The following is a 20,156-nucleotide window of genomic DNA, read 5'->3' as shown; positions in this document are numbered from 1 at the left end:
GGACACCGACCGAGGTATTTATGGCGCATTTGCGCGAAGATGGGTGATCCCCTATCCTGCAAAACAGGCATGATGCACTTGGGTTAGCTTCTCCATTATGGTGCACCGGTGGGATACCGCTTAGCGCTGAAACATCCGGAACGGGTCAGTGCGCTGATCATCCAGAACGGCAACGCCTATGATGAAGGGCTCAAGGAATTCTGGGATCCCATTAAGACCTACTGGTCCAATGGGTCGAAGAAGAGCCGTGAGGCGCTCTCCGGTCTGGTCACGCTCGAAACGACCAAGTTCCAGTATACCGATGGCATGGAAGACGTGTCGCGCATCAGCCCTGACAACTGGGTTCACGACCAAGCTCTTTTGGACCGACCAGGCAACAAAGATATCCAGCTCGATATGTTGTATGACTATCGCACCAACTTGCCGCTTTACCCTGCGTTCCAAAGTTTCTTTCGTGAGCGCAAACCGCCCACGCTCATCGTCTGGGGCAAGAACGATTATATCTTTCCCGAGGCCGGCGCTCATCCTTATCTCAAGGATCTTCCGAATGCCGAAATTCATATTCTGAACTCGGGTCACTTCCTGCTCGAAGAAAAGCTTGACGTCGCTGCTCCGCTAATCAACGACTTCCTGGATCGCAACGTCGCAAAGAAGTGACCATCAGCCATGGTCACCGGCGGTGCGACCAAGGTTCCGCCACGCCGAGGTCGCGCCGCTGAACAGTGGTTACAAAATTCCAGATTTTGGAGAATCCTCATGCCGTACCATTTTTTGGAAGTTGCAAACACTCCGAATGTGCGGCTTGCGCAAGCTGAAATGGGTACCGACCAGATTTGGTTAGGCGACCACCATCGAGAATCCGACAACTTCACCGACAGCGAACTGGCATTCATCTCTGAACGGGACAGCTTCTACATTGCCTCTGTGTCGGAAACCGGCTGGCCATATGTTCAGCATCGCGGTGGGCCAAAGGGCTTTCTGAAAATAGTCGACAAGAAAACGCTGGCCTTTGCCGACTACAGGGGCAACCGCCAATATATCAGTACCGGAAACTTTGCTGCAAATGACCGGGCCTGTCTTTTTCTGGTGGATTACCCGCGACGAGCACGCCTCAAGATCTATATGCATGTCGAGAAGCTAGCACTCGATGCCGACCCGGCACTGACCGACCTTGTTTTCGACGCCGGCTACCGAGCAGAGGCAGAACGGATTTTCCGGCTGCGGCTGGAAGCCTTCGATTGGAACTGCCCTCAACATATCACACCGCGTTACACCGAACACGAGGTCGAGAAAGCAGTAAGACCATTGCGGGAACGCTTGGGCGAATTGGAGTCGGAGAATGCAGAATTGCGTACTCGGCTCGAGGCGTTGGGAGGAAAATAATGGACGCCACACAGACCCCCGTTGCCGCCCTTTTCATGGGCTTCTGCAGCAGAAAAGATTCGGATTGCGGAGGACGGCTGGAACAGCCGCAATCCCCAGAAGCTAGCGCTGGCCTATAGCCATAACAGCCGGTGGCGCAACCGCTCCGAGTTTATAAACGGCCGCGAAGCGATCATCGGCTTTCTCACACGGAAATGGCAACGTGAACTCGCATGCAGACTGAGGACGCTACCATGGATCGCCCGTCAGCATCGCACCAAACGGTGCCGGAAGAAGATATCATCGAAGCGAAAGCTTTTGTCGACCTATTCAAGGTCGCGCCCCAGACGCTCGTCGACCAGGCTGAGTTTCGCTGCATGCAATTGGCTGTAGGTTGCGCAATATCGCTGCCCAGCGCGCCCGCCATCGGTCTAAATCGTGTGCTCGGCATTGTAGCACTTGAAGATCTCGATACGGCCTGTGAATGGATGAGCAAAAAGGCAGGCTGCCGCTACTTGCAAATGAACGCTGCCACCGCTCCTCAACAGACACACGATTGGATAAGGAAACGGGGCCTTGTTCCCCAAGGTAACGGATGGGCAAAGCTACGGCGAACGGCGCCTTCTACGCCACTCATCCATTCTGGAGAGGTCACTACCCGCCAGGTCAAAGTCACCGAAGCCGAAATCTTCGCCTCGATGATGTGCGCCGGATTTAACTTTCCGGCAAATCTGACACCGCTTTGGTCAGCGATCGTCGGGAAGGACGGTTGGAGCTGTTTTTTCGCGGAGTTGGACGGCAGGCCGATTGCGACCGGCGCGATGTATGCGGCAGACGGCTTTGCGTGGCTTGGCGGTGGCGCGACCGTTCCCGAGTTTCGCAATCGAGGGGCACAGAAGGCTCTCATTACCGCGCGTCTGAACCAAGGCGCCAGTCAGGGCGTTCAGACATTCGTCGTCGAAACCGCCCAGCCTTCAGCCGATGAACCGAATATCTCTCATGCCAATCTCATCATGGCCGGATTCGAGCAGATTTATACGAGAATGAATTACCGGTTTCCGGACGGTTTATAAGGGACGTCAGACACCTTAGGTCTGCTAGTCGAGCTGTTGCTGTCTTTCCAATTGTCGCGCTTGCCGGATCAGTGCTTCGAACTCTGAGAGAATGTCATCTGCTTCTGGATCAGACTGCAAACCCGCTCCCAAGCACTGCCACCGGCCCAACCCGACAGGATCATCGACGTCGAGGGCTGTTGCGAGACCGACCGCCAGGTCATACGTTCTCTGATCCAACCTCAGAAGGAGCAGCAGATGCAGATCGACCTCGCAGGCAAGACCGCTCTGATTACTGGATCTACCGAAGGCATCGGCTACGCGATCGCCCGCCAGCTCGCGAGGGCTGGCGCGGACGTGGTGATCAACGGACGGTCTGAAGAAAAGACAGCAAAGGCCGCCGAACGCCTGAAAGGCGAAGGTGCCAGGGGCACCGTAGCCGCCGTCGCAGCCGATGTCGCAACCGCTGCAGGGTGTGGCGCTCTCGTCGCCAAGGTTCCTCATGTCGATATCCTGATCAACAATGCGGGCATCTTCCAGCCGCTCGACTTCTTCGAGGCGAACGACGAGGTATGGGATCGCCATTGGCAGGTAAACGTCATGTCGGCCGTCAGGCTTTCGCGTGCCTACCTTCCGGGTATGCAGAGCGTTGACTGGGGTCGCGTCATCTTCATCGCATCGGAATCCGGCTTTAACATTCCGGTGGAGATGATTCATTACGGCGTTAGTAAGACCGCCGATATCGCGGTTGCCCGCGGGCTCGCCAAGCGCATGGCTGGCACAGGCGTTACTGTGAACTCGGTTCTCCCCGGCCCAACACTGTCCGAAGGCGTCGAGGCGATGCTTGCCGAAGAGCGTGCGAAGACGGGCAAGCCGATCGAGGAGGTCGCGGCGGACTTCGTCAAGAAGCATCGTGGCAGTTCGATCATCCAACGAGCTGCAAACGTCGAGGAAATCGCCAACCTCGTAACCTATCTGGCGTCGCCTTTGGCATCAGCGACGACCGGAGCTTCCATGCGCGTGGACGGAGGACTGATCGACACGCTCTGAGGTGGTCCTTCATCTCGCCTGCCAGTTGTTCATACGGCGGAGCCTTCCGATCGCCTCCTCGACGATCTGCGACAACGAATAAGCCCCTCTTAGGACAGACTCAGTCGGTTCAGATGCAAGAAAAGCAGGAATCGCCTGCGGAGCCCGCTACCGGGAGGCTTGCAGGCGTTGAAAGTGGCACCCGGGAAGGTCAAACAGTCAGGGCCGAAGCCCAGGTCCCCGGCTATGGCTCCGCCGCCCGCAGCTCGCACCTTCGACGCTCAGACCTCGGATTTCAGCCGGCCACCGCTCGCCCAGGAATCCTTAGCAACCTCCGTGATCAGGATTTCCACCGACCCCGGCGGGCAGGCCAGGGTTTCGACAGCGGCCTTGGTTGCTTCGCGCACGAAGGCGCGTTTCTGCTCGTCGGTGCGGCCGGGATGCATCTGCAGGTGAAGAATGGGCATGTTTTTTCCTTCGTTATTGGCAATGTCCGTCGCCTTGGGGCGGGCATGACGACTATGTTGTAAATGCTGAGGTTGATAAATAAGCTGCCGGTATCGTCATTCGAAACCTGTGAGTAGGCAATCATGGACAAGCTGGCCGGCATGGCGATGTTCGTCAGGGTCATCGACAATGGCAGTTTCGCGGCCGCCGCGGAGATCGCGCGGATGTCGCCCGCCATGGTTGCCAAGCACATCAAGACGATCGAGACCCGGCTCGGTGCCAAGCTCATCCATCGCACCACGCGGCGCCATCAGCTGACGGAGGTCGGCCAGCTCTATTACGAGCGCTGCAAGCGCGCGCTGGCCGAAGTGGCGCTGGCCGAGGCTTCGGCAAGCGAGCTGCAGTCGGCGCCGCGCGGCCGGCTTCGGCTAGTGGCGCCCGTCAGCTTCGGCACGCAAGTCTTGGTGCCGGCGCTGATCGAATACCAGAACGCCTATCCCGACGTCAGCATCGAGCTGTCGCTCGACAACAATGTCCATGATCTCGTCGGCGAGGGGTTCGAGCTCGGCATCCACATCGGCCCGCTCTCAGACAGCAGCCTCGTCGCCCGACCGCTCACGCCTTATCGGCGCATCCTCGCTGCCGCGCCAGCCTATCTTGCCCGCCATGGCCGACCGGCGGCGCCGGAGGATCTGACGACCCATCTCTGCCTCGGCCACTCCTATTGGCGCATGTCGGATCTCTGGCACCTGGTCGGGCCGGGCGACGAAATGCGCGATGTGCCGATCTCCGGAAAATTTTCCACCAATCAGGGGGCAGCACTGCGCATGGCAGCGCTCAGCGGCGCCGGAATCGCGCTTCAGCCGGAACTGCTGCTCGCCGCCGATATCGCCGAAGGTCGGCTCGAACAGGTGCTGCCGGAATGGTCTTACAGGCCTGTGCCGATGTTCCTTATTTACGCCCCGAACCGGCGCCCGACAGCGATGCTGCGCACGGTGATCGATTTCCTGGTGGAACGGTTTGGCTAGAGCAAATCCGGCCTCGCGCCGCTGATTGGGACGGATCCAGAAGCGCAATGTTGAGCCCCGGTATGCTTTTGCTGGTTTGATCGCGGTCATTGATGGATCGATGACCGCATCGATGGCGTCGAAATCGACAACTAGCGACGACCGACGCGGTTAACTGGACCACCTTTATTTACGGCAGTTCCGTGCGTCACTGTACCACGCGCTGCGCGAGCAACTGGGCGCGGCTTCAACACGACCCCGGGTCTTACGACGCAGCCGGCCGGATAACTGATATATTGGCAATAGACGACAGCATTGGCGGTATCGATGGGCGGGGCCGTAAATCCAATCGTTAGGAAGGCAAGTGACGCGGCGGCAATTCTTTTCATATTCTCCTCCTATATCCTCGACACTTCCCCAGAATTACTGCGGTTGTTCCCCCTTACGGTTAGGCCTGTGAGACTGATCATGACATTAAACAGGCCATAGCACGTACAAACGCTTTGATAATGCGGAGCGTCAGAACTGGCCATGGCGGACCCTTGCACGAACGGCCTTATCATAACATTCGAACCAATTCCTGGCCCGTAACATCATGTAGAATCGGTTCCGTGCTGCGATGCTGCGGACGGCGATCGATTTCCTGGTGGAACGGTTTGGCTAAGCCGATCGACGTCGGCTAGCGGCGGGCATGTCGGCACATCGTCCTAGAGACTCTTCTCGCCGGATTGAAGCCCGTGATAAAAGCGCTCATGGGCATCAAGAACTATTTGATCGAAGGCAGTTCGGGCACTGGAAAAACCTCCGTCGCTTCCGAACTGGAGCGGCGGGGCTACCATGTTGTCCATGGTGACCGCGTCCTGGCATATGTGGGCGACCCCGAGACAGGCCGTGCACTTGCTGGGCCACCCGAAGGCGCCGACCGCATTGCTTGGGGATACGCGCATTGGATCTGGCCAGCCGAAAAGGTCCGGGCCATTGCTGCCGACACCACCTATCCTGTTACCTTCTTCTGTGGCGGCTCGCGCAATTTCCACAAATTCCTGCACCTGTTCGATAAGGTTTTCGTGCTCGACATCGAGGTTGAGACTTTGAACCGACGATTGGATGGGCGGCCCGATGAGCCGGGCTTCGAGCCGGCCGAGCGGGCTCTGGTGCTCCGTTACCATAAGACCCGGGAGTATCTTCCCGTCGGCATCAATATCGACACGGCGGGCAGCATTACGGGTGTCGTCGACGATATCCTCGCTCAACTCACCTGAGGTTCTCCGCCTGAACGCTGATTCGACGGAGCGGCAAACGGCGTGTCGTCGTGGCTGTAATGAGGGCGCGAAGCTGCCGAGCTCCTTCGGCAGCTGTCGGCTCGCACCCAGACGATCTTTTGCTGCCGCGGCGGTGCATAACCTCGAATGACCGGTCGACGGCAGGGGCAAGTTCGGAAGGCTTGCACTTCCTGCGCGAGCAGGTTATACACTGAACCATATGGTTCAGTATTTAGATCCTCCCCTCGATCTCTCGTTCGCGGCGCTGTCCGATGCGACCCGCCGCGGGATCATCGATCAGCTTGGGCGAGGGGACGCGTCGATCACCAGTCTCGCGGACAAGTTCCAGATGACGCTGACCGGCATGAAGAAGCATGTCCAGGTTCTCGAGCGGGCGGGGCTCGTCGTCACGCAGAAGGTGGGACGGGTGAGAACCTGCAAGCTCGGGAAACGCGGCCTCAAGGCAGAGGCCGAGTGGATCGAGGCACATCGCAGGCTGTTCGAGGCCCGCTTCGAAGCATTGGACGAAATCATCAGCGAAATGAAACGGGAGGGAAGCGATGACTGAGCAAGTTGAGAGGGCAGGTGGCGCGCAGAACCGCACGTCGGTCGAGCGCAGAGGCGATCGCGAACTCGTGATAACCAGGATATTCGATGCGCCGCCGAGCACGGTTTACAGGGCATGGAGCCAGGCCGAGCTGTTCCAGCGCTGGTGGGTGCCGAAATCGGTGCCCGGCATTTCGCTCGTATCGTGCGAAATGGACGTCCGCACCGGCGGCAAATATCGGCTGGAATTCGGCGCCGGCGGTTCGGACACCATGGCCTTCTATGGCAAGTATCTCGAGGTGGTGCCGAACGAGCGCATCGTCTGGACCAATGACGAGGGCGAAGAGGGCGCGATCACGACCGTGACCTTCGAGGGCCAAGGCGGGAAGACGCTTTTGGTTTTCCACGAAGTCTATCCGTCCAAGGAGGCGCTTGAGGAAGCACTGCAGGGCTCGGCTGTCGCATTGCCGGAGCAGTTGGAACAGCTCGACGAATTGCTTCCCAGCCTGACCGAGTAGCGCACGGCCTTCAGACCGCCTTTGCCGCCATCCACCCAGGTTGGAACGCAACTCGTCCTGTTTCATTACCGTGGAGGCGGTAAGCAAGGAGAGTTATGGAAATGCTGATCCAGGGAATCTACGCCGCGCTCGCAACGGCAGACATGGATAGAGCGGAGAAATTCTACACTCAGCTGTTTGACCGGGAGCCTGATGATCGTCCCATGGAGGCGTTGATCCAATGGCGCAACGTCGCCGGAGCGAACATTCAAATCTTCCTCGAAAAGGAGAATGCCGGGTTCGGCAGGCTGACCATTGTGGTGCCGAAAATGGATGAAGCCCGCAGAGCGCTCGAAGAGACCGGCGTGACGCTCACAGGTGAATCCGAGGGCGACTACGGAAGGATTGCCCAGATCGCGGACCCGGACGGCAATCGCATCACCCTTGCGGAGCCGCCCTCTCGGCCATTCGATACGCAGCGAAGATAGCGCCGCGGCTTGACCCTCTGGTTTGCCGAGGCCTAATCTTGGGCATGGGCGAGCAAGAAATTCCTCTCGCAGGTGGCGCAGATTCGAATGTTGTCCGGGTGGGCGGCACGGTTCGGCGGGGTGGCCGCGCATGGTCTTCCGCCGTTCTCGACCTGCTTCGCCACGTTGAACGCCAAGGATTTGGAGGGGCTCCCCGTGCCCTCGGCTTCGATGATCAGGGACGCGAATGTCTCACTTACGTCGAAGGTGAAGTCGGCATGGGCAAAGGCTTCATCCCGGATCAACTTGGCCGCTTCGACGTCCGGCTTCCTGACTATGTCTGGAGCGACCGGGCCCTTGTCAAATTAGGGAAATTGCTGCGATGCTACCACGATGCTGCAGCAAGCTTTCCCTGGAATGAGCGCAACTGGCGTCTTCAACCTCAAGAACCCTTCGGACGATCTGTCACAATGATCTCTCACCCTGGAATACCGTCTTCCGGGCTGGGCTCCCTGTCGCGTTCATCGATTGGGATGCTGCAGCACCAAGACCGCGCTCCTGGGACCTCGGCTTCATTGCGTGGCGTTGGGTGCCCTTCTGGCGTGACGACAAATGCGAAGCGCATGGTTTGCTGAAAGGCGTCCGCGAGAAAGCGCGGCGCTTCCAGCTGTTCCTCGACGCCTATGGGATAGAGCCGGAAATTGAGATCATGCAGGCGGCTATCGAAAGGGTGCGGCAGATGCAGCAACACATGCGCAATCTCGCTGCTTCCGGCTCGGCATGGGAAATGGAATTGGAACGCCGTGGCGTCCTTGATGAAGGGGCACTCGAACTGGCCTGGATGGAAGAACACGCACGGGAATTGGTGCAGCGACTTAATGCGTCGTCATAGCCTCTGGATCACATGGTGCGAGCCAGGCGACAGCTGGATTGCAACCGTAGGATCTCTTGCAGCACGCCCAGTCACTGGCCCATTTGAGGTTGCTTCCGGTTCTTTTCAGAGCCGCCGGTTAGCGCCCCGCATCCGTGCACTGCGCCTGCAACGACAAGGGAACCTTTGGCAGGGGCGAAGTGTTGTGCTCGGCATGATTGCGGGAGGCATGACCGATGTACATCATTGTCGGAGGGACGGGGAGCGTCGGCTCCGCCGTGGCGAAGGCGCTGCTTGCTGAGAGCGAACCCGTCACCATCGTCACACGAAACCCTGAGAAGGCGGGCGCATGGCGACAGCGGGGCGCAGAGGTTGCGCTCGCCGACGTCCACGACGTGACCTCGATGCGGACGGTGTTCCGCCGCGGGAAGCGGGCCTTCCTGTTGAACCCGAACGCTGACATCTCGAGCGATACGGATCGCGAAGAACGCGAGACCGTGCGTTGCCTGCTCGAGGCGATCGAAGGCTCGGGACTGGAGAAAGTGGTGGCGCAATCAACCATGGGCGCGCAGCCAGGCGAGCAATGCGGCGATCTCAATGTCCTTTATGAACTGGAGACAGGACTGAGAAGCCAGCCGATTCCCGCCAGTATCATCCGCGCAGCCTATTACTACAGCAACTGGGATGCGATGGTGGGCCCCGTCACGAAGGACGGGGTGCTATCGACCATGCTCCCGGCCGAGCTCACGCTCCCGATGGTCGCGCCGGAGGATCTGGGAAGGGTGGCTGCACGGCTGCTGCAGGAGCCGGTCGACCGGATCGGCATATACCCCGTCGAAGGGCAGGAACGATACTCCCCCAATGACGTTGCCGCAGCCTTCGCCGCCGCCCTCGGCCGCGCCGTCCGCGTCGAGGTGATCCCGCGGGAAGCCTGGGAAGACGCATACCGCAATTTGGGCTTCTCCGACGCGGCGGCTCACTCATATGCCAGGATGACGGCTCTCACCGCCGATGGCCCCGAATATCCCGAGGACTCAATTCGCGGATCGATCTCGCTCCAGACGTACATAGATGGGCTCGTTCGTGACTCGTCCTGACGCGCCCCGATGGACGAAATAGCGAGACCGCCGAAAAGGCTGTATGAGATTTGTGCCGCTGGGCAGGCGCCTCGGCCTCAGGTAGCGACCTCCATGGGATTGCTGAAGCCGCCACAGCGTGTTCATCAGCCGCGTTCGACCAGTTTGCGGATAGCGGTCTCAAAGGTGGTTGTGCCCTTGCGCGATCGGGCCTCGCCGCCTTCGAACTCGATCCAGCCTTCGTTGAAGCCGTCAAGCATGCGCATACGGGGTCTGGGGTTCTGCATGCCCTGGTTCAAAAACAGCGCTTCCCATGTCTCTCTTGCAACCGGCTCGGCACGGACCGTCTTGTTGAGCACCGCAGAGAAGGCCTCCGCCATCTGCAGCGGCGTGATGCGGAAAGGACCCTCAAGCTCGACGATGCGTTTACCGGTCCAGTCCTCCTGCAGCATTTCAGCCGCAGTGGCGCCGACATCGTGCACGGAAACCATTGGCACGGGCTTGGTGACCGGCTGCAGAAAGCTTGGCATGATGCCGCTCTCCCTTGCCGGTGCGATGTCCCAGGCTGAATTCTCCATGAACCAGCAGGCGCGCAGGAACGCTACCGGCATCGGGAGTGTCGACATTGCCTGCTCGAAGAGGCCGAGCTGGCTCAGCAGATTCTCCTGCTTTGCCCGAGCGCCGATCGTCGATAGGCAGACCACCTTCTTCGGTGACGCCTTTTTGAGCGCCGTCTTCAGCGCTTCGATGATTGCCTTTACCTCCGGGAAACCCGGCGCGGGATCGAAGCTTGGCGGCAGAAGCAGGAAGACGCCCTCGGCGTCTTCGAAGGCCGGGGCGAGGTCCGGCGCGTCTGTCATTTCGGCAATGGCGATTTCCGCGCCGCGATCCCGCCAGGCGCCTGCTTTTCCCGCATTCCGCAGGACTGCACGGACAGGCAGTCCCTGATCCATCAATTTCGTGCCGACCACGGCGCCGACCTGACCTGTTATTCCAGTCACAGCAAACATTCTCGGACTCCTTTTGGCAGCGGCCTGCGCCGCGATGAAAGAAAGATGCGCCAAAGTCGCTTTTGACTGAATTGCCCTTTTGTCAGATAATTCATGACACAATATCAGGAACTGGATGATGTTCGACGGACGATTGCTGAATGGGGTCAGCGTGCTGGCCGCCGTCGTTGAGAGCGGCAGTTTTGCGCGGGCGGGCGAGGCGCTGGGGCTGACAGCTTCCGGAGTCAGCCGGGCGGTGGCGCGACTTGAGAGCCGCATCGGCGTGCGCCTGCTCGAGCGGACGACCCGTTCTCTGAGGCTCACCGATGACGGCACGCGTTTCTACGAGCAGGTGGTGCCGCTACTTGGCGGCATCGAAGAAGCCGCTGCCTATGCCGCCGGGGCGACGCAGACGGTGCGTGGGAGGCTGCGGATCAATGTCGATCCCTATTTTTCGCGGCTGATCCTCGCGCCGAAGCTCGGCACCTTTCTCGACCGCTATCCCGATCTTCAGCTCGAGCTGGTGACAAGGAACGAGATCGGCGATCTTGTCGCCGACGGCATGGATGTGGCGGTGCGCTTCGGCGAAATCCCGGCGAGGAGCTCGCTGATTGCCCGGCAGCTGTTTCGCACGAGGGTGATCACGGTTGCCGCGCAGTCCTATCTCGCACGGCACGGCACGCCGAAGCTGCCTGCCGACCTGACCGATCATACCTGCATCCAATATCAGGACCCTTTGACGGGCAGGCCTTTCGAATGGGAGTTGCGACGCGGAAAGAAGGTGGTGCCGATCCAAACGCATGGGCGCATCCTCGTCAATGATGCCGGTACGGCGCTTGCTACCTGTCTCGCCGGGATCGGCATTGCCCAGGTCTTCTCGCTCGGCATGAAGCCCTATCTCGATTGCGGCCAGCTGGTCGATCTCTATCCGGATTGGCCCGATGAGACCTTTCCGTTGCACTGCTTCTACACCTCCCGCCATCACGTACCGGCCAAGGTCCGAGCCTTTATTGATTTCTGCGTCGAAATCGTCGGCTAGATGCCGCTGCGAAGATCGGCGCGGAGGCTTTTGCCACCAGCATCTTCGGACGGATCCAGCGGCCGCAAAAGCGCGGCATAAGTCGCATCGCACTTGCCGACGGCGTGGGCTGGCCTCAGGCGACGGACCAGCCACCATCCACCAGCAGGTTCGCGCCGGTGATGAGGCTCGCCGCCGGCGATGCCAGGAACACGACGGCGCCCACCACATCATCGGTTTCACCGATCCGGCCAAGGGGAATGTGATCGAGGGTCGCTTGTCGATTGGCGGAGTCGGATAGAAAGGGTGCCGTGCCATCCGTGTGGATGAAAGTCGGCGATACGGTATTTACCGTGATGTTGTAGCGTGCCCATTCGGCGGCAAGGCAGCGCGTCAGGTGATTGATGGCCGCCTTGCTCATGCAATAGATCGCTTCGCCGCGCAGCGCCACGGTGCCGGCCTGTGAGCTGATGCTGATGATCCGGCCACCATTCTGTTTGATCATCTGACGCCCGACGGCCTGCGTCATCAGAAAGGTGCCCTTGATGTTGACATCGAGGATCTCGTCAAGGTCCTTCTCCTCGACCAGTTCGGCGAGATTGCCTGGAGCTACCCCGACATTGTTGACGAGGACGTCGATCCGGCCAAATGCCGTCAGCGCCGCGTCGACGGCTTGAGCGATATGGGCCTTGTTGGGAAGGTCCAGTTCAACGGCGAGGACTTTTCGCCCCGTGTCCTCGAGCTCGGCAACCAGATCGGCCGACGCCGCGACATTGCGGACCCCCAAAACAATATCGGAGCCTGCTGCGGCACAGGCAAGCGCGCAAGCTCGGCCGATGCCACGGCTCGCTCCTGTTACCAAAATCACTTTGCCCTCAAGGCTGAAGTCCGGCGCATTCCTCTGCATCATGGTTCCTCCCTTGATGAAATCAATTTATGCCAGGGTCGGCGCGGATGCCAGATGCTCTCCGCATGTGCAGGGGCAACCTCGCCCGACCGTAGCGCCGGGGTTCAAGAGAGCCTCATCCTGAGGTACCCCGCAGGGGCCTCGAAGGACGAGGCGGGCACTCAGGCGTTGAGACATGCAAGAAGCAGCGTTGCAGCATTCGGTAGCTAACGCCACTATCGGTTCTCGAGGTCAATCCAACCCGTCAATTCAGGCCGGCACGGGTAAGTCCTTCGATCAGACGCGCCCGATCCTCGGCGTGGACGAAAGAAGATGTTGCTCCGACCGCCTCCCGTGAGATGTCAGGAACTAGCGATTTAAGCCGTTCGAGCAAGTCCGTGGCAGCCTCCCGGTTGTCGAGAAGTCCGGCACAGGCCGTGCCAATGATCAATGGAACCGCATGGCCGGACCGCAATCGATGCGCCTCCCGTGCGTAACTCAATCCAAGTTCGTAATTCGCGCCCTGGAAATGAGCCATGGCGTAGTAAAACTGAAAGTCGCCGAGAAAAGCCTCGCGCGGGCTCAGTCTGAGGGCGTAGTCGATGCAAGGAATGGCGTCCGCCGCGCGGCCCCCGTTGGCATGCGCAAGTCCCAACTGGCCGTGTGCAAACGCGGAGTTGGGGTTGATCGCGACAGCCTGGCTGATCGCTGCCACCGCCAGGACATTGTCGCGCGTCGCAAAGGCTATCATCGCCTGCGCAAGGTAAGTCCACGGTTCCTTATCGTCCGCGGCCATGGCTTGTTGGACGACATCCCTGGCAAGGGCCAAGGCATAACCCATGTCCTCCCACCCCTGGAACGCGCGCCACGTGGTAATCCAACCTTTCATGGCGAGCGCCTGGGCATAGCCGGGGGCAAGTTCGATTGCCCGATCGAGCAGCGGGAGCATCTTCCTGCTGCTCTCCTCGGACAGTTGGGAACACAGGAACACCGCCCGCACGACACATTCCCAGGCATCAAGGCCATGATGCGGCTTTGGGCTTTCGCGAGCATGCTCCGCCGCCAGGAGTTCCGGGCCGATGCGGCCGACGACGCTTGCGGTGATTTCGTCCTGGATGGCGAAGATCTCGCCGAGGTCGCCGTCGTACCTCTCGGCCCAGAGATGGACGTCGGAGGCCGCATCGATGAGCTGCGCGGTCACCCTCATCCGGCTGCCGGACTTGCGGACACTCCCCTCGAGAACATAGCGGACCCCGAGTTCGCGCCCGATGGCGCGCACATCCACGGGCTTTCCCTTGTAGGTGAACATCGTGTTGCGGGCGATCACGAAGAAGCCCTTGAGCTTGGATAGCGCGGTGGTGATGTCCTCGGTCAGCCCATCGCTGAAGAAGTCCTGCTCCGGCTCGGCGCTCAGGGCATTGAACGGCAGCACGGCAATGGATGGCCGCTCCGGAAGTGCAGACCTCAACGATGCCGTTCCGGCGGCCGTCCTTTCCTGAAGGGGGCGGTACAGTCGCACCGGCCTTTCCATATTCTTCAGCGCGCGCTCGCCGAGGTATTCGAAGTCGCAGTCAAGCTTGCCCTGGAGGTGATCGTAGGCCGTGCCGGAAATGCAAATGCCCCCCGGATCCGCCAAGGTCTGGAGGCGGGCCGCGATGTTGACGCCATCGCCGTAGAGATCCCCATCGAGCTCGTGGATCACATCACCCAGATTGACTCCGATCCGGAAGACGATGCGTCGCTCCGTCGGGATATCCGCTTGGTTCTCGGCAACCCCCTTCTGGATGGCGACGGCGCACGCGACGGCATCGACGACCGAGCCGAACTCCACGAGCGCACCGTCGCCCATCAGCTTGACGATACGGCCCTGATGCTCGGCCAGCAGCGGATCGATCACCTCCCGGCGCAGAACCTTGAGGGCCGAAAACGTCCCAGTCTCGTCATGTTCGACGAGGCGGGAATAGCCGACGACGTCAGCGGCCAGGATCGCGGCCAGCCGCCGTTCTGCTCTTGCGGTTGCCATGGCTGTCTCCCCTAAGGAGATGCGCCGAATGAAGCCCAGGCGATTGACGCAACATGCACCATCCGGCTGCCCGACACCGCGACCGTGCCAGTTCATGATACCACTGAGACCGTCATATGGCGACGCTTCATAAGGTGCCGCCTCCAACGGAACAGGAGCCGCGAAGCGGTCAACGCAAATAGAGTCCGATCCCCGGGCGTGCAAGTCTACTCACGTCTTAGCCAGAATTACCAAGAAAATCATACAATTAGTAAGTTGATCTATCGCCGCTCTGATTATAGTCTTTTTATCTGGCATAAATCCTCCTCCGACTGCAGAGATCAGTCGGAAATGGAGGTTTTTGCTATGGGCAAAACGTCCTCACGTGTCAGATGGATTGCATATCGCGCGTTGAAGCCGATAGCCGACCTCCAATGAGGAGAATCCTAACATCCGATTCAGCTCCCGCCGCGAGGCGGAGGAATCGTAGTCCGTTGGCGACCAACGCCAGAGGGGAAGCCAGCACATCTCCAAAAGGAACGTTCTGGCGCATGCCTGATGTTAGTGAACCCCGATCAAGGAGCATGTACCATGTCCAGACTTACGCTTTCGGTTTTCACCGCCCTCGTACTTCTGCTCGGTGGGCTTCAGTCGACGTTTGCCGCCAGCAGCAATTCACGGGACCAGACCACAACCATGGGCGAAAGCGGCAACCCCCCGCCGAACGACAACGCAGGAAGCAGCAGCGGCACCAAGGACACCTCGACAAACAAGGGCAACCCGGACAACACCAACTGCAACGACTGCGGCTCGAGCGGGCCCGGCAACAAATGAGGCTAATCCGGACGGCATCACGTCCGGACAAACGTAGCAAAGCCAAACCATTGAAGGCTAACTCTGCCGGAGCAGATTTTCGTCAGGCGAAAGGCGTGGCGAGGGCATACTCAATGTGCCGCCGGCATTCAGGGGCCTCGCAGATTTGTCAGCGAATCTGCGGGCCGCCTGCTCGACCGGCCGGCTTGGCCGTAGGCGTGACTACGACGCGCGCTGGCCGGTCGACCCTCCGAGCCGAGTTTCGAAGCGCCAATCACCGCCGCGCCGGCGGCTTGGTGGCGGCGCGGCGCTGTAGCGCAAAACGCGCGGCCGAGCAGTTGACGTCGGGAACGAGATCGTAGGTCTGCTGATAGAGGCTCTGCGCCAGCGTGTTGTTGCCGCGGTTTTCCGAGGCAAGGGCGGCGAGCGCCGTGCGCTTGTAGGCCTCGACGATCGGCTCCGCCGCCTTTGCCAGCGCCGCGTCGTCGGCGGGTTCGGCTGCCAGCGCAAGCGCGGCATAGGTGACGTCGCCATCGCGGCCGACGCGGCCGCCGACGGCGCCGTTGAAAGTCTGCTCGGAAACCTGGCGCAGACGCCTGGCGTTCTTGATGCATGTCGGGATGCGGGCGGCTTCGGCATTGATGCGCTCGGCCGTCGGGCCGGCCTCCGTGCTGCCGCCGCCGGAGAGGATCACATAGCCGATGATCCCGACGACGGCGAGGTAGACGAGGCCCATGGCGGCGAGGAAGGCCGGCTGCTTGAAAAGCGGCTTTTTCGGCTTGCCGTCGTCTGCCTTGGCAGCCTCCTTTTTCGGCGCCTCCTTGGCCGGCGCCTTCTCCAGAAACTGGAATTCGACATCCTTGCCGAGACGGAAACTGTCGCCTGTTTTGAGAGAGGCGGTCTGCAGCAGCGCCTCGCCGCGCAGCATGATCGGGTTCAGCCCCATGCGGCGGATGATGAAGCCGCCGTCGCTCTGCTTTTCGATGCGGGCGTGGATCGGCGCCAGGAACGGATCGTCGACCACGATATCGGCATTGGCTGCCCGGCCGATCGACATTTCCGCCCGGTCGAGCACATGGCTGCGGCTCTGGCCGCCGGGGCCGGTCTGCAGAAGGCTCGGTTTGTTGCCGCGAAAGAAGGAAAAGACCATGATCAGAACATCCCACTCGACATCATCTCGACGATTGCCGGCGCCAGCACCAGAAGAAGGATCGACACGACGATCAACATCGCCGGCATGACGATCTTGGCCTTCAGCTTCTCACTGGCCCTGTCGGCCTTTTCCCAGCGGCGGAAGCGCAGGTCGCGCGCATGTTCGCGCAAAAGCTCGACGCGGTTGCTGCCCTCGACCTCGCCCTGGATGACGGCGCGGATGACGCGCACCACCTCCTCGGCCGTCATGCGCGCCTCCAGGCGCTGCAGCGCCTCGATCATGCCGGTGCCGAGCGCCACGTCCTTCAGCGTCTGCTCGATCTCCTCGGTCATCACGGTGCCCGGTGCTGCCTCGGCATAGAGCCGCAGGCTTTCCGGCAGGGTCGCCTGCGCCTGCTGCGTCATGACGACGAGATCGAGGAAATAGGGAAATTCGCGCGAGATGCGTTCCTTGCGGTCCTGCATCTTGTCGTCGGCGACGACCCAGAAATAGATGGCGGGGATGAAGCCGAGGATCAGGCCGGCGGCCAGCCCGCCGATGACGCTGCCGCTCGCAATGCCGAACAGCACGCCGAGCAGGATGAAGCCGAAGAGGCTGAGGACGACGAGAAGGGCGATATATTCACGCCCCGTCACGCCGCCGAAGGGCCGGCCGCCATAGATCAGCTTCTTTTCGAGCTGCGCACCGAAATCGGCCAGAAGCGGCTCGAACTGCCTCAGCACGAATTCGACCGGCGTGCGCATGCCGATGCTGTCGACGATATTTGGCGGCGGCCCGTCGCCACCGGCCGACCGCCGCACCACCTTGATGCTGCCGAGGAGATCGCCGATCCACCAGACGATGAGCGCCGCAGTGACGCCGGCAAGGACAATGATGATCGGGGCGAGGGGGATTGCCGACATCATACCGACACCTTCATCATCGAGCGCATCCAGAAGAAACCGGTGGCGTAGAGAATGGCGCCGACGATCGCGATGACGATGCCGATGGCGTTGCCGAACACCTTGTCGATCAGCTCCGGCTGGCCGAAGAAGATCATCAGGATCATGAACAGCGCGCCGCCATTGACGACGCGGAAGTTCATCCGCGCCTGTGACGACGAGGTGCTGATCTTCTGGTCGAGCTTCCAGATCTCCTTGAAGGATTTCGACATTTCCGTCAGCGGCTCGGATATGTCGCCGCCTTGCCGGGCAAACAGGCCGAGGGCGGCGTCGACCATCTTGAAATGCAGGCTCGGCACCGTGCGGCCGTGGCGGTCGAGCGCTTCGACCAAGCCGATGCCGAGCTTCTGTTCGCGGGCGATGCGCTCGAATTCGCGCGAGGCCGGCATCTGGCCGGTGTCGGCAACCGCATTGACGGCGACGGCGAGCGGCTTGCCGGTGCGCACCGCCGAGACGATCTGGTCGACGGCATAGGGAAGCTGCGATTCGATCTGCAGCCAGCGGCGCCGCAGGAAATAGCGGATCGTCGCCTTGGGCAGGAAGAAGGCGACGGGAATGGCGACGACGATGCCGACGATCGGTCCGAAGATCAGCGAGATCAGAGCAAAGACGACGATCGCGGTGATGGCATAGGCGAGGATCATCGTATAGGGCGGCACGGCATCGCGACCGAAGACCTGGGCTGCTTCGCTCGCGAGCGCGATGTCGCGTTCGGTGGCGCGCAGCAGCGGTGCCGGCCATTGCACCGGCGCGCCCCAGACGAGCAGTCCCGCCGTCACCGCGCCGAGGGCAATCGTCAGGATCTGCAGAATGCTGATGTCCATGGTTCCACCCTCAAACAAACATATCCAGGTTCTTGATCTCGCCGTCTTCGCCGAAGGCGACGAGCTCGGCGACGAAGCTCGGCAGATAGCCGGTGAAGGCATGCACCGCCTGGCCGCCGGCGCGGCCGACGAGATTGAAGATCGGCTCGACGATAATCAGACCGGTGTCCGGATCGATGCCGATCACCTCCGATATCTCGGTGACGGCGCGCCGGCCGCTTTCCAGGCGGTTCAGCTGCACGACGAGCTCGACGGCGGCGACGATCTGCTGGCGGATCGCCGTCACCGGCAGCGAGCTCTGGCCCTGCAGCACCATCACCTCCAGGCGGGTCATCATATCCTGCGGCGTGTTGGCATGCGCCGTCGTCATCGAGCCGGCATGGCCGGTGTTCATCGCCTGCAGCATGTCGATCGCTTCCGCACCGCGGCACTCGCCGACGATGATGCGGTCGGGGCGCATGCGCAACGCATTGCGCACCAGGTCGCGAATGGTGACGCTGGTTTCGCTCTCCGCCGTCTTCGGCCGCGATTGCAGGTAGACGACGTGAATGCCGTCGAGCTGCAGTTCGGACGTGTCCTCGACGGCGACGACGCGCTCGCCGACCGGAATGAATTGCGACAGGCTGTTCAGGAGCGTCGTCTTGCCGGAGCCGGTGCCGCCTGAGACGACAATGTTCTTGCGGGCGCGCACCGCCGCCTCGAGGAAGGCGCGCATCGGTTCGCTGAGTGCTCCTGCGGCCACCAGCTTGCTGATGTCGAGCCGCGACTTGCCGCCGAACTTGCGGATGGTGAGGCAGGCGCCCTTGACGGCGAGCGGCGGGATGACGGCGTTGACGCGCGAACCGTCCGGCATGCGGAAGTCGGCCATTGCCTCGCTCTCGTTGATCGAGCGGTTGGAATCGACGGCGATGCGCTCGATCACCTTCATCAGCTGACGCTCATTGGCGAAGGCGAAGGGATAACGTTCGAGCAGGCCGAATTTTTCGACATAGATCTCGTCATACCGCGTCACCATGATTTCCGAGATGACGTCGAGGTCCATCAGCTCCGAGATCGTGCCCCAGCGATACATCAGCTCCTCGATATTCGAGCGCAGGTGCATATGCGCGATCTCGTAGCGGTCGCCGGCGTTGAACAGCGCCTGCCGGGCCTGGAAGGCGGCGCCGAATTTGGTGTCGAGCTGGGCGAAGTCGGCGCGGGTGGATTCGAAGTTGAGCTTCAGTTGCAGCGCCGAGATCAGCGCCTTGCCGACGTCGAAGAGCCGGCGGTTGTCCTGCTCTTCGCGCGCGAGGCTTGCCGCATTGGACGCGCCGTCGCGCCGTCCGGTGCGGGCGATGCGTTTTGCCAGCCACCGGTAGACGGCGTTCTTGATGACGAGGATGACGAGATCCTGCGGTGCGCTGTCCAGCGCCTCCTTGATGAACAGGTCGAGCCGCTCGCGGATGCGGCTGCGCGTCTCCTCGCGGCCGAAATCGGAGGATTTCACCAGCCGGTCATATTGCGTGTCTTTTAGCAATCGCTCATGGATTTCCATCTGCAGCGCCAGCACCCGCTCCTGGTCCGGAAACTGCGTCACCGCCTCCGGCGCCGCCGCCGGCTCGACCAGTTCGATCGTGACATTCGGCACCCAGATCGACATGCCGGCCGAGACCGCCACCGGCGTGCCGGCCCGAAGCGGCTGGTCGTCGACCCGGGTCGGGTTGCGGCCATGATGCTGCACCGACCAGCCCTGGCCGGACTTGCGCAACACGAATTGCGGCGAGGAGACGTGGCTGCCGCGCAGCCGCACGATGCCGGCGCCGGCGGGAAGCGAAAGCGTGCTGCTTTCGCCGACGAAATAGGTCTCGTTCGCCGAGAGCGGGATCACTTCCCGTCCGCTGCCGTCCTCATAGGAAATCTTCAACAGCATGGCTC

General features: G+C 61.0%; 22 protein-coding genes and 3 pseudogenes. 15 read left to right on the top strand and 10 right to left on the bottom strand.

Translation table 11 applies throughout. The annotated features are described in order from the left end of the window. Window positions 1–87: 87 nt before the first annotated feature. From FHT70_RS12555 to FHT70_RS12535, 5 genes and pseudogenes are all read left to right on the top strand, one after another. Window positions 88–657 (top strand): annotated as a pseudogene (locus tag FHT70_RS12555) (alpha/beta hydrolase); the annotation flags it as partial. A gap of 99 nt (window positions 658–756) precedes the next feature. Continuing rightward, window positions 757–1,383, top strand: coding sequence for a pyridoxamine 5'-phosphate oxidase family protein (locus FHT70_RS12550; protein WP_183701478.1), 627 nt, complete (start codon window positions 757–759; stop codon window positions 1,381–1,383). Between the two features lie 21 nt (window positions 1,384–1,404). Further along, window positions 1,405–1,593, top strand: a pseudogene (locus FHT70_RS30300) (DUF1348 family protein); the annotation flags it as partial. A 23-nt stretch (window positions 1,594–1,616) separates the two neighbouring features. Continuing rightward, window positions 1,617–2,435 (top strand): GNAT family N-acetyltransferase, encoded by an 819-nt coding sequence (locus FHT70_RS12540; protein WP_246721821.1) that lies wholly within the window; start codon window positions 1,617–1,619, stop codon window positions 2,433–2,435. A gap of 237 nt (window positions 2,436–2,672) precedes the next feature. Beyond that, on the top strand, window positions 2,673–3,464 hold the full coding sequence (locus FHT70_RS12535; RefSeq protein WP_183701469.1) for an SDR family oxidoreductase: 792 nt from the start codon (window positions 2,673–2,675) through the stop codon (window positions 3,462–3,464). Between the two features lie 260 nt (window positions 3,465–3,724). Here FHT70_RS12535 and FHT70_RS12530 read toward each other — a convergent pair whose 3' ends face one another. Next, window positions 3,725–3,910, bottom strand: a complete 186-nt coding sequence (locus FHT70_RS12530; protein WP_183701467.1) for a 4-oxalocrotonate tautomerase — start codon at window positions 3,908–3,910, stop codon at window positions 3,725–3,727. A 123-nt stretch (window positions 3,911–4,033) separates the two neighbouring features. On the opposite strand from FHT70_RS12530, the gene FHT70_RS12525 reads away from it, so the two are divergent. Continuing rightward, a complete protein-coding gene (locus tag FHT70_RS12525; RefSeq protein WP_183701465.1) occupies window positions 4,034–4,918 on the top strand; it encodes a LysR family transcriptional regulator in 885 nt (294 codons plus the stop codon). A 131-nt stretch (window positions 4,919–5,049) separates the two neighbouring features. Here FHT70_RS12525 and FHT70_RS30295 read toward each other — a convergent pair whose 3' ends face one another. Continuing rightward, window positions 5,050–5,286: a hypothetical protein gene (locus FHT70_RS30295; protein WP_246721820.1), complete on the bottom strand. Its 237-nt coding sequence runs from the start codon at window positions 5,284–5,286 to the stop codon at window positions 5,050–5,052. Window positions 5,287–5,649: 363 nt separating this feature from the next. Here FHT70_RS30295 and FHT70_RS12520 point away from each other — a divergent pair, with 363 nt between their 5' ends. From FHT70_RS12520 to FHT70_RS12505, 4 genes are all read left to right on the top strand, one after another. Next, complete coding sequence (locus FHT70_RS12520) at window positions 5,650–6,159, top strand: nucleoside kinase (protein WP_183701462.1); 510 nt, start codon at window positions 5,650–5,652, stop codon at window positions 6,157–6,159. Window positions 6,160–6,379: 220 nt separating this feature from the next. Continuing rightward, window positions 6,380–6,727 carry a metalloregulator ArsR/SmtB family transcription factor gene (locus tag FHT70_RS12515; RefSeq protein ID WP_183701459.1) on the top strand — a complete coding sequence of 116 codons (348 nt, stop codon included), beginning with the start codon at window positions 6,380–6,382 and terminating at the stop codon, window positions 6,725–6,727. Further along, the gene (locus FHT70_RS12510) at window positions 6,720–7,223 is read left to right on the top strand and encodes an SRPBCC family protein (RefSeq protein ID WP_183701457.1); all 504 of its coding nucleotides are present in this window, start codon (window positions 6,720–6,722) and stop codon (window positions 7,221–7,223) included. The genes FHT70_RS12515 and FHT70_RS12510 overlap by 8 nt, the downstream gene beginning before the upstream one ends. A 95-nt stretch (window positions 7,224–7,318) precedes the next feature. Continuing rightward, entirely contained in the window at window positions 7,319–7,690 is a 372-nt protein-coding gene (locus FHT70_RS12505; protein ID WP_246721819.1) for a VOC family protein, read from the top strand. Between the two features lie 32 nt (window positions 7,691–7,722). Here the strand turns inward: FHT70_RS12505 and FHT70_RS30290 are convergent, their stop codons facing one another. Continuing rightward, window positions 7,723–7,974: a hypothetical protein gene (locus FHT70_RS30290; protein WP_246721818.1), complete on the bottom strand. Its 252-nt coding sequence runs from the start codon at window positions 7,972–7,974 to the stop codon at window positions 7,723–7,725. Window positions 7,975–8,096: 122 nt separating this feature from the next. Between FHT70_RS30290 and FHT70_RS30285 the strand changes: the two are divergent. The 3 genes and pseudogenes from FHT70_RS30285 to FHT70_RS12495 form a co-directional block, all read left to right on the top strand. Further along, window positions 8,097–8,237, top strand: a pseudogene (locus FHT70_RS30285) (phosphotransferase); the annotation flags it as partial. Between the two features lie 60 nt (window positions 8,238–8,297). Then, entirely contained in the window at window positions 8,298–8,561 is a 264-nt protein-coding gene (locus tag FHT70_RS30280; RefSeq protein WP_246721817.1) for a hypothetical protein, read from the top strand. 215 nt (window positions 8,562–8,776) lie between these two features. Then, window positions 8,777–9,637 carry an NmrA family NAD(P)-binding protein gene (locus tag FHT70_RS12495; RefSeq protein ID WP_183701454.1) on the top strand — a complete coding sequence of 287 codons (861 nt, stop codon included), beginning with the start codon at window positions 8,777–8,779 and terminating at the stop codon, window positions 9,635–9,637. A gap of 125 nt (window positions 9,638–9,762) precedes the next feature. Here FHT70_RS12495 and FHT70_RS12490 read toward each other — a convergent pair whose 3' ends face one another. After that, window positions 9,763–10,626, bottom strand: coding sequence for an NmrA family NAD(P)-binding protein (locus tag FHT70_RS12490; RefSeq protein WP_183701451.1), 864 nt, complete (start codon window positions 10,624–10,626; stop codon window positions 9,763–9,765). Window positions 10,627–10,744: 118 nt separating this feature from the next. On the opposite strand from FHT70_RS12490, the gene FHT70_RS12485 reads away from it, so the two are divergent. Next, window positions 10,745–11,644, top strand: a complete 900-nt coding sequence (locus FHT70_RS12485; protein WP_183701448.1) for a LysR family transcriptional regulator — start codon at window positions 10,745–10,747, stop codon at window positions 11,642–11,644. 115 nt (window positions 11,645–11,759) lie between these two features. On the opposite strand, the gene FHT70_RS12480 is transcribed toward FHT70_RS12485, so the two are convergent. Together FHT70_RS12480 and FHT70_RS12475 are read right to left on the bottom strand one after the other, a co-directional pair. Further along, entirely contained in the window at window positions 11,760–12,530 is a 771-nt protein-coding gene (locus FHT70_RS12480; RefSeq protein WP_183701499.1) for a glucose 1-dehydrogenase, read from the bottom strand. A 244-nt stretch (window positions 12,531–12,774) separates the two neighbouring features. After that, window positions 12,775–14,532: an adenylate/guanylate cyclase domain-containing protein gene (locus tag FHT70_RS12475; protein WP_183701445.1), complete on the bottom strand. Its 1,758-nt coding sequence runs from the start codon at window positions 14,530–14,532 to the stop codon at window positions 12,775–12,777. 570 nt (window positions 14,533–15,102) lie between these two features. Between FHT70_RS12475 and FHT70_RS12470 the strand changes: the two genes are divergently transcribed. Continuing rightward, window positions 15,103–15,345, top strand: coding sequence for a hypothetical protein (locus FHT70_RS12470; protein ID WP_183701442.1), 243 nt, complete (start codon window positions 15,103–15,105; stop codon window positions 15,343–15,345). Between the two features lie 253 nt (window positions 15,346–15,598). Here FHT70_RS12470 and FHT70_RS12465 read toward each other — a convergent pair whose 3' ends face one another. The 4 genes from FHT70_RS12465 to FHT70_RS12450 are packed head-to-tail and all read right to left on the bottom strand — an operon-like array spanning window position 15,599 to window position 20,151. Further along, window positions 15,599–16,474, bottom strand: coding sequence for an FHA domain-containing protein (locus tag FHT70_RS12465; protein ID WP_183701440.1), 876 nt, complete (start codon window positions 16,472–16,474; stop codon window positions 15,599–15,601). Window positions 16,475–16,476: 2 nt separating this feature from the next. Then, a complete protein-coding gene (locus FHT70_RS12460; RefSeq protein WP_183701437.1) occupies window positions 16,477–17,382 on the bottom strand; it encodes a type II secretion system F family protein in 906 nt (301 codons plus the stop codon). Then, window positions 17,379–18,242 carry a type II secretion system F family protein gene (locus FHT70_RS12455; RefSeq protein WP_183701434.1) on the bottom strand — a complete coding sequence of 288 codons (864 nt, stop codon included), beginning with the start codon at window positions 18,240–18,242 and terminating at the stop codon, window positions 17,379–17,381. Before FHT70_RS12455 ends, FHT70_RS12460 begins: the two co-directional genes overlap by 4 nt. Window positions 18,243–18,252: 10 nt before the next feature. Then, window positions 18,253–20,151 carry an ATPase, T2SS/T4P/T4SS family gene (locus FHT70_RS12450; RefSeq protein WP_183701431.1) on the bottom strand — a complete coding sequence of 633 codons (1,899 nt, stop codon included), beginning with the start codon at window positions 20,149–20,151 and terminating at the stop codon, window positions 18,253–18,255. Between the last annotated feature and the right edge of the window lie 5 nt (window positions 20,152–20,156).

The organism is Rhizobium sp. BK049 (assembly GCF_014193135.1).
Lineage (GTDB): Bacteria > Pseudomonadota > Alphaproteobacteria > Rhizobiales > Rhizobiaceae > Rhizobium.
This window is presented reverse-complemented; position numbering and strand designations above follow the sequence as displayed.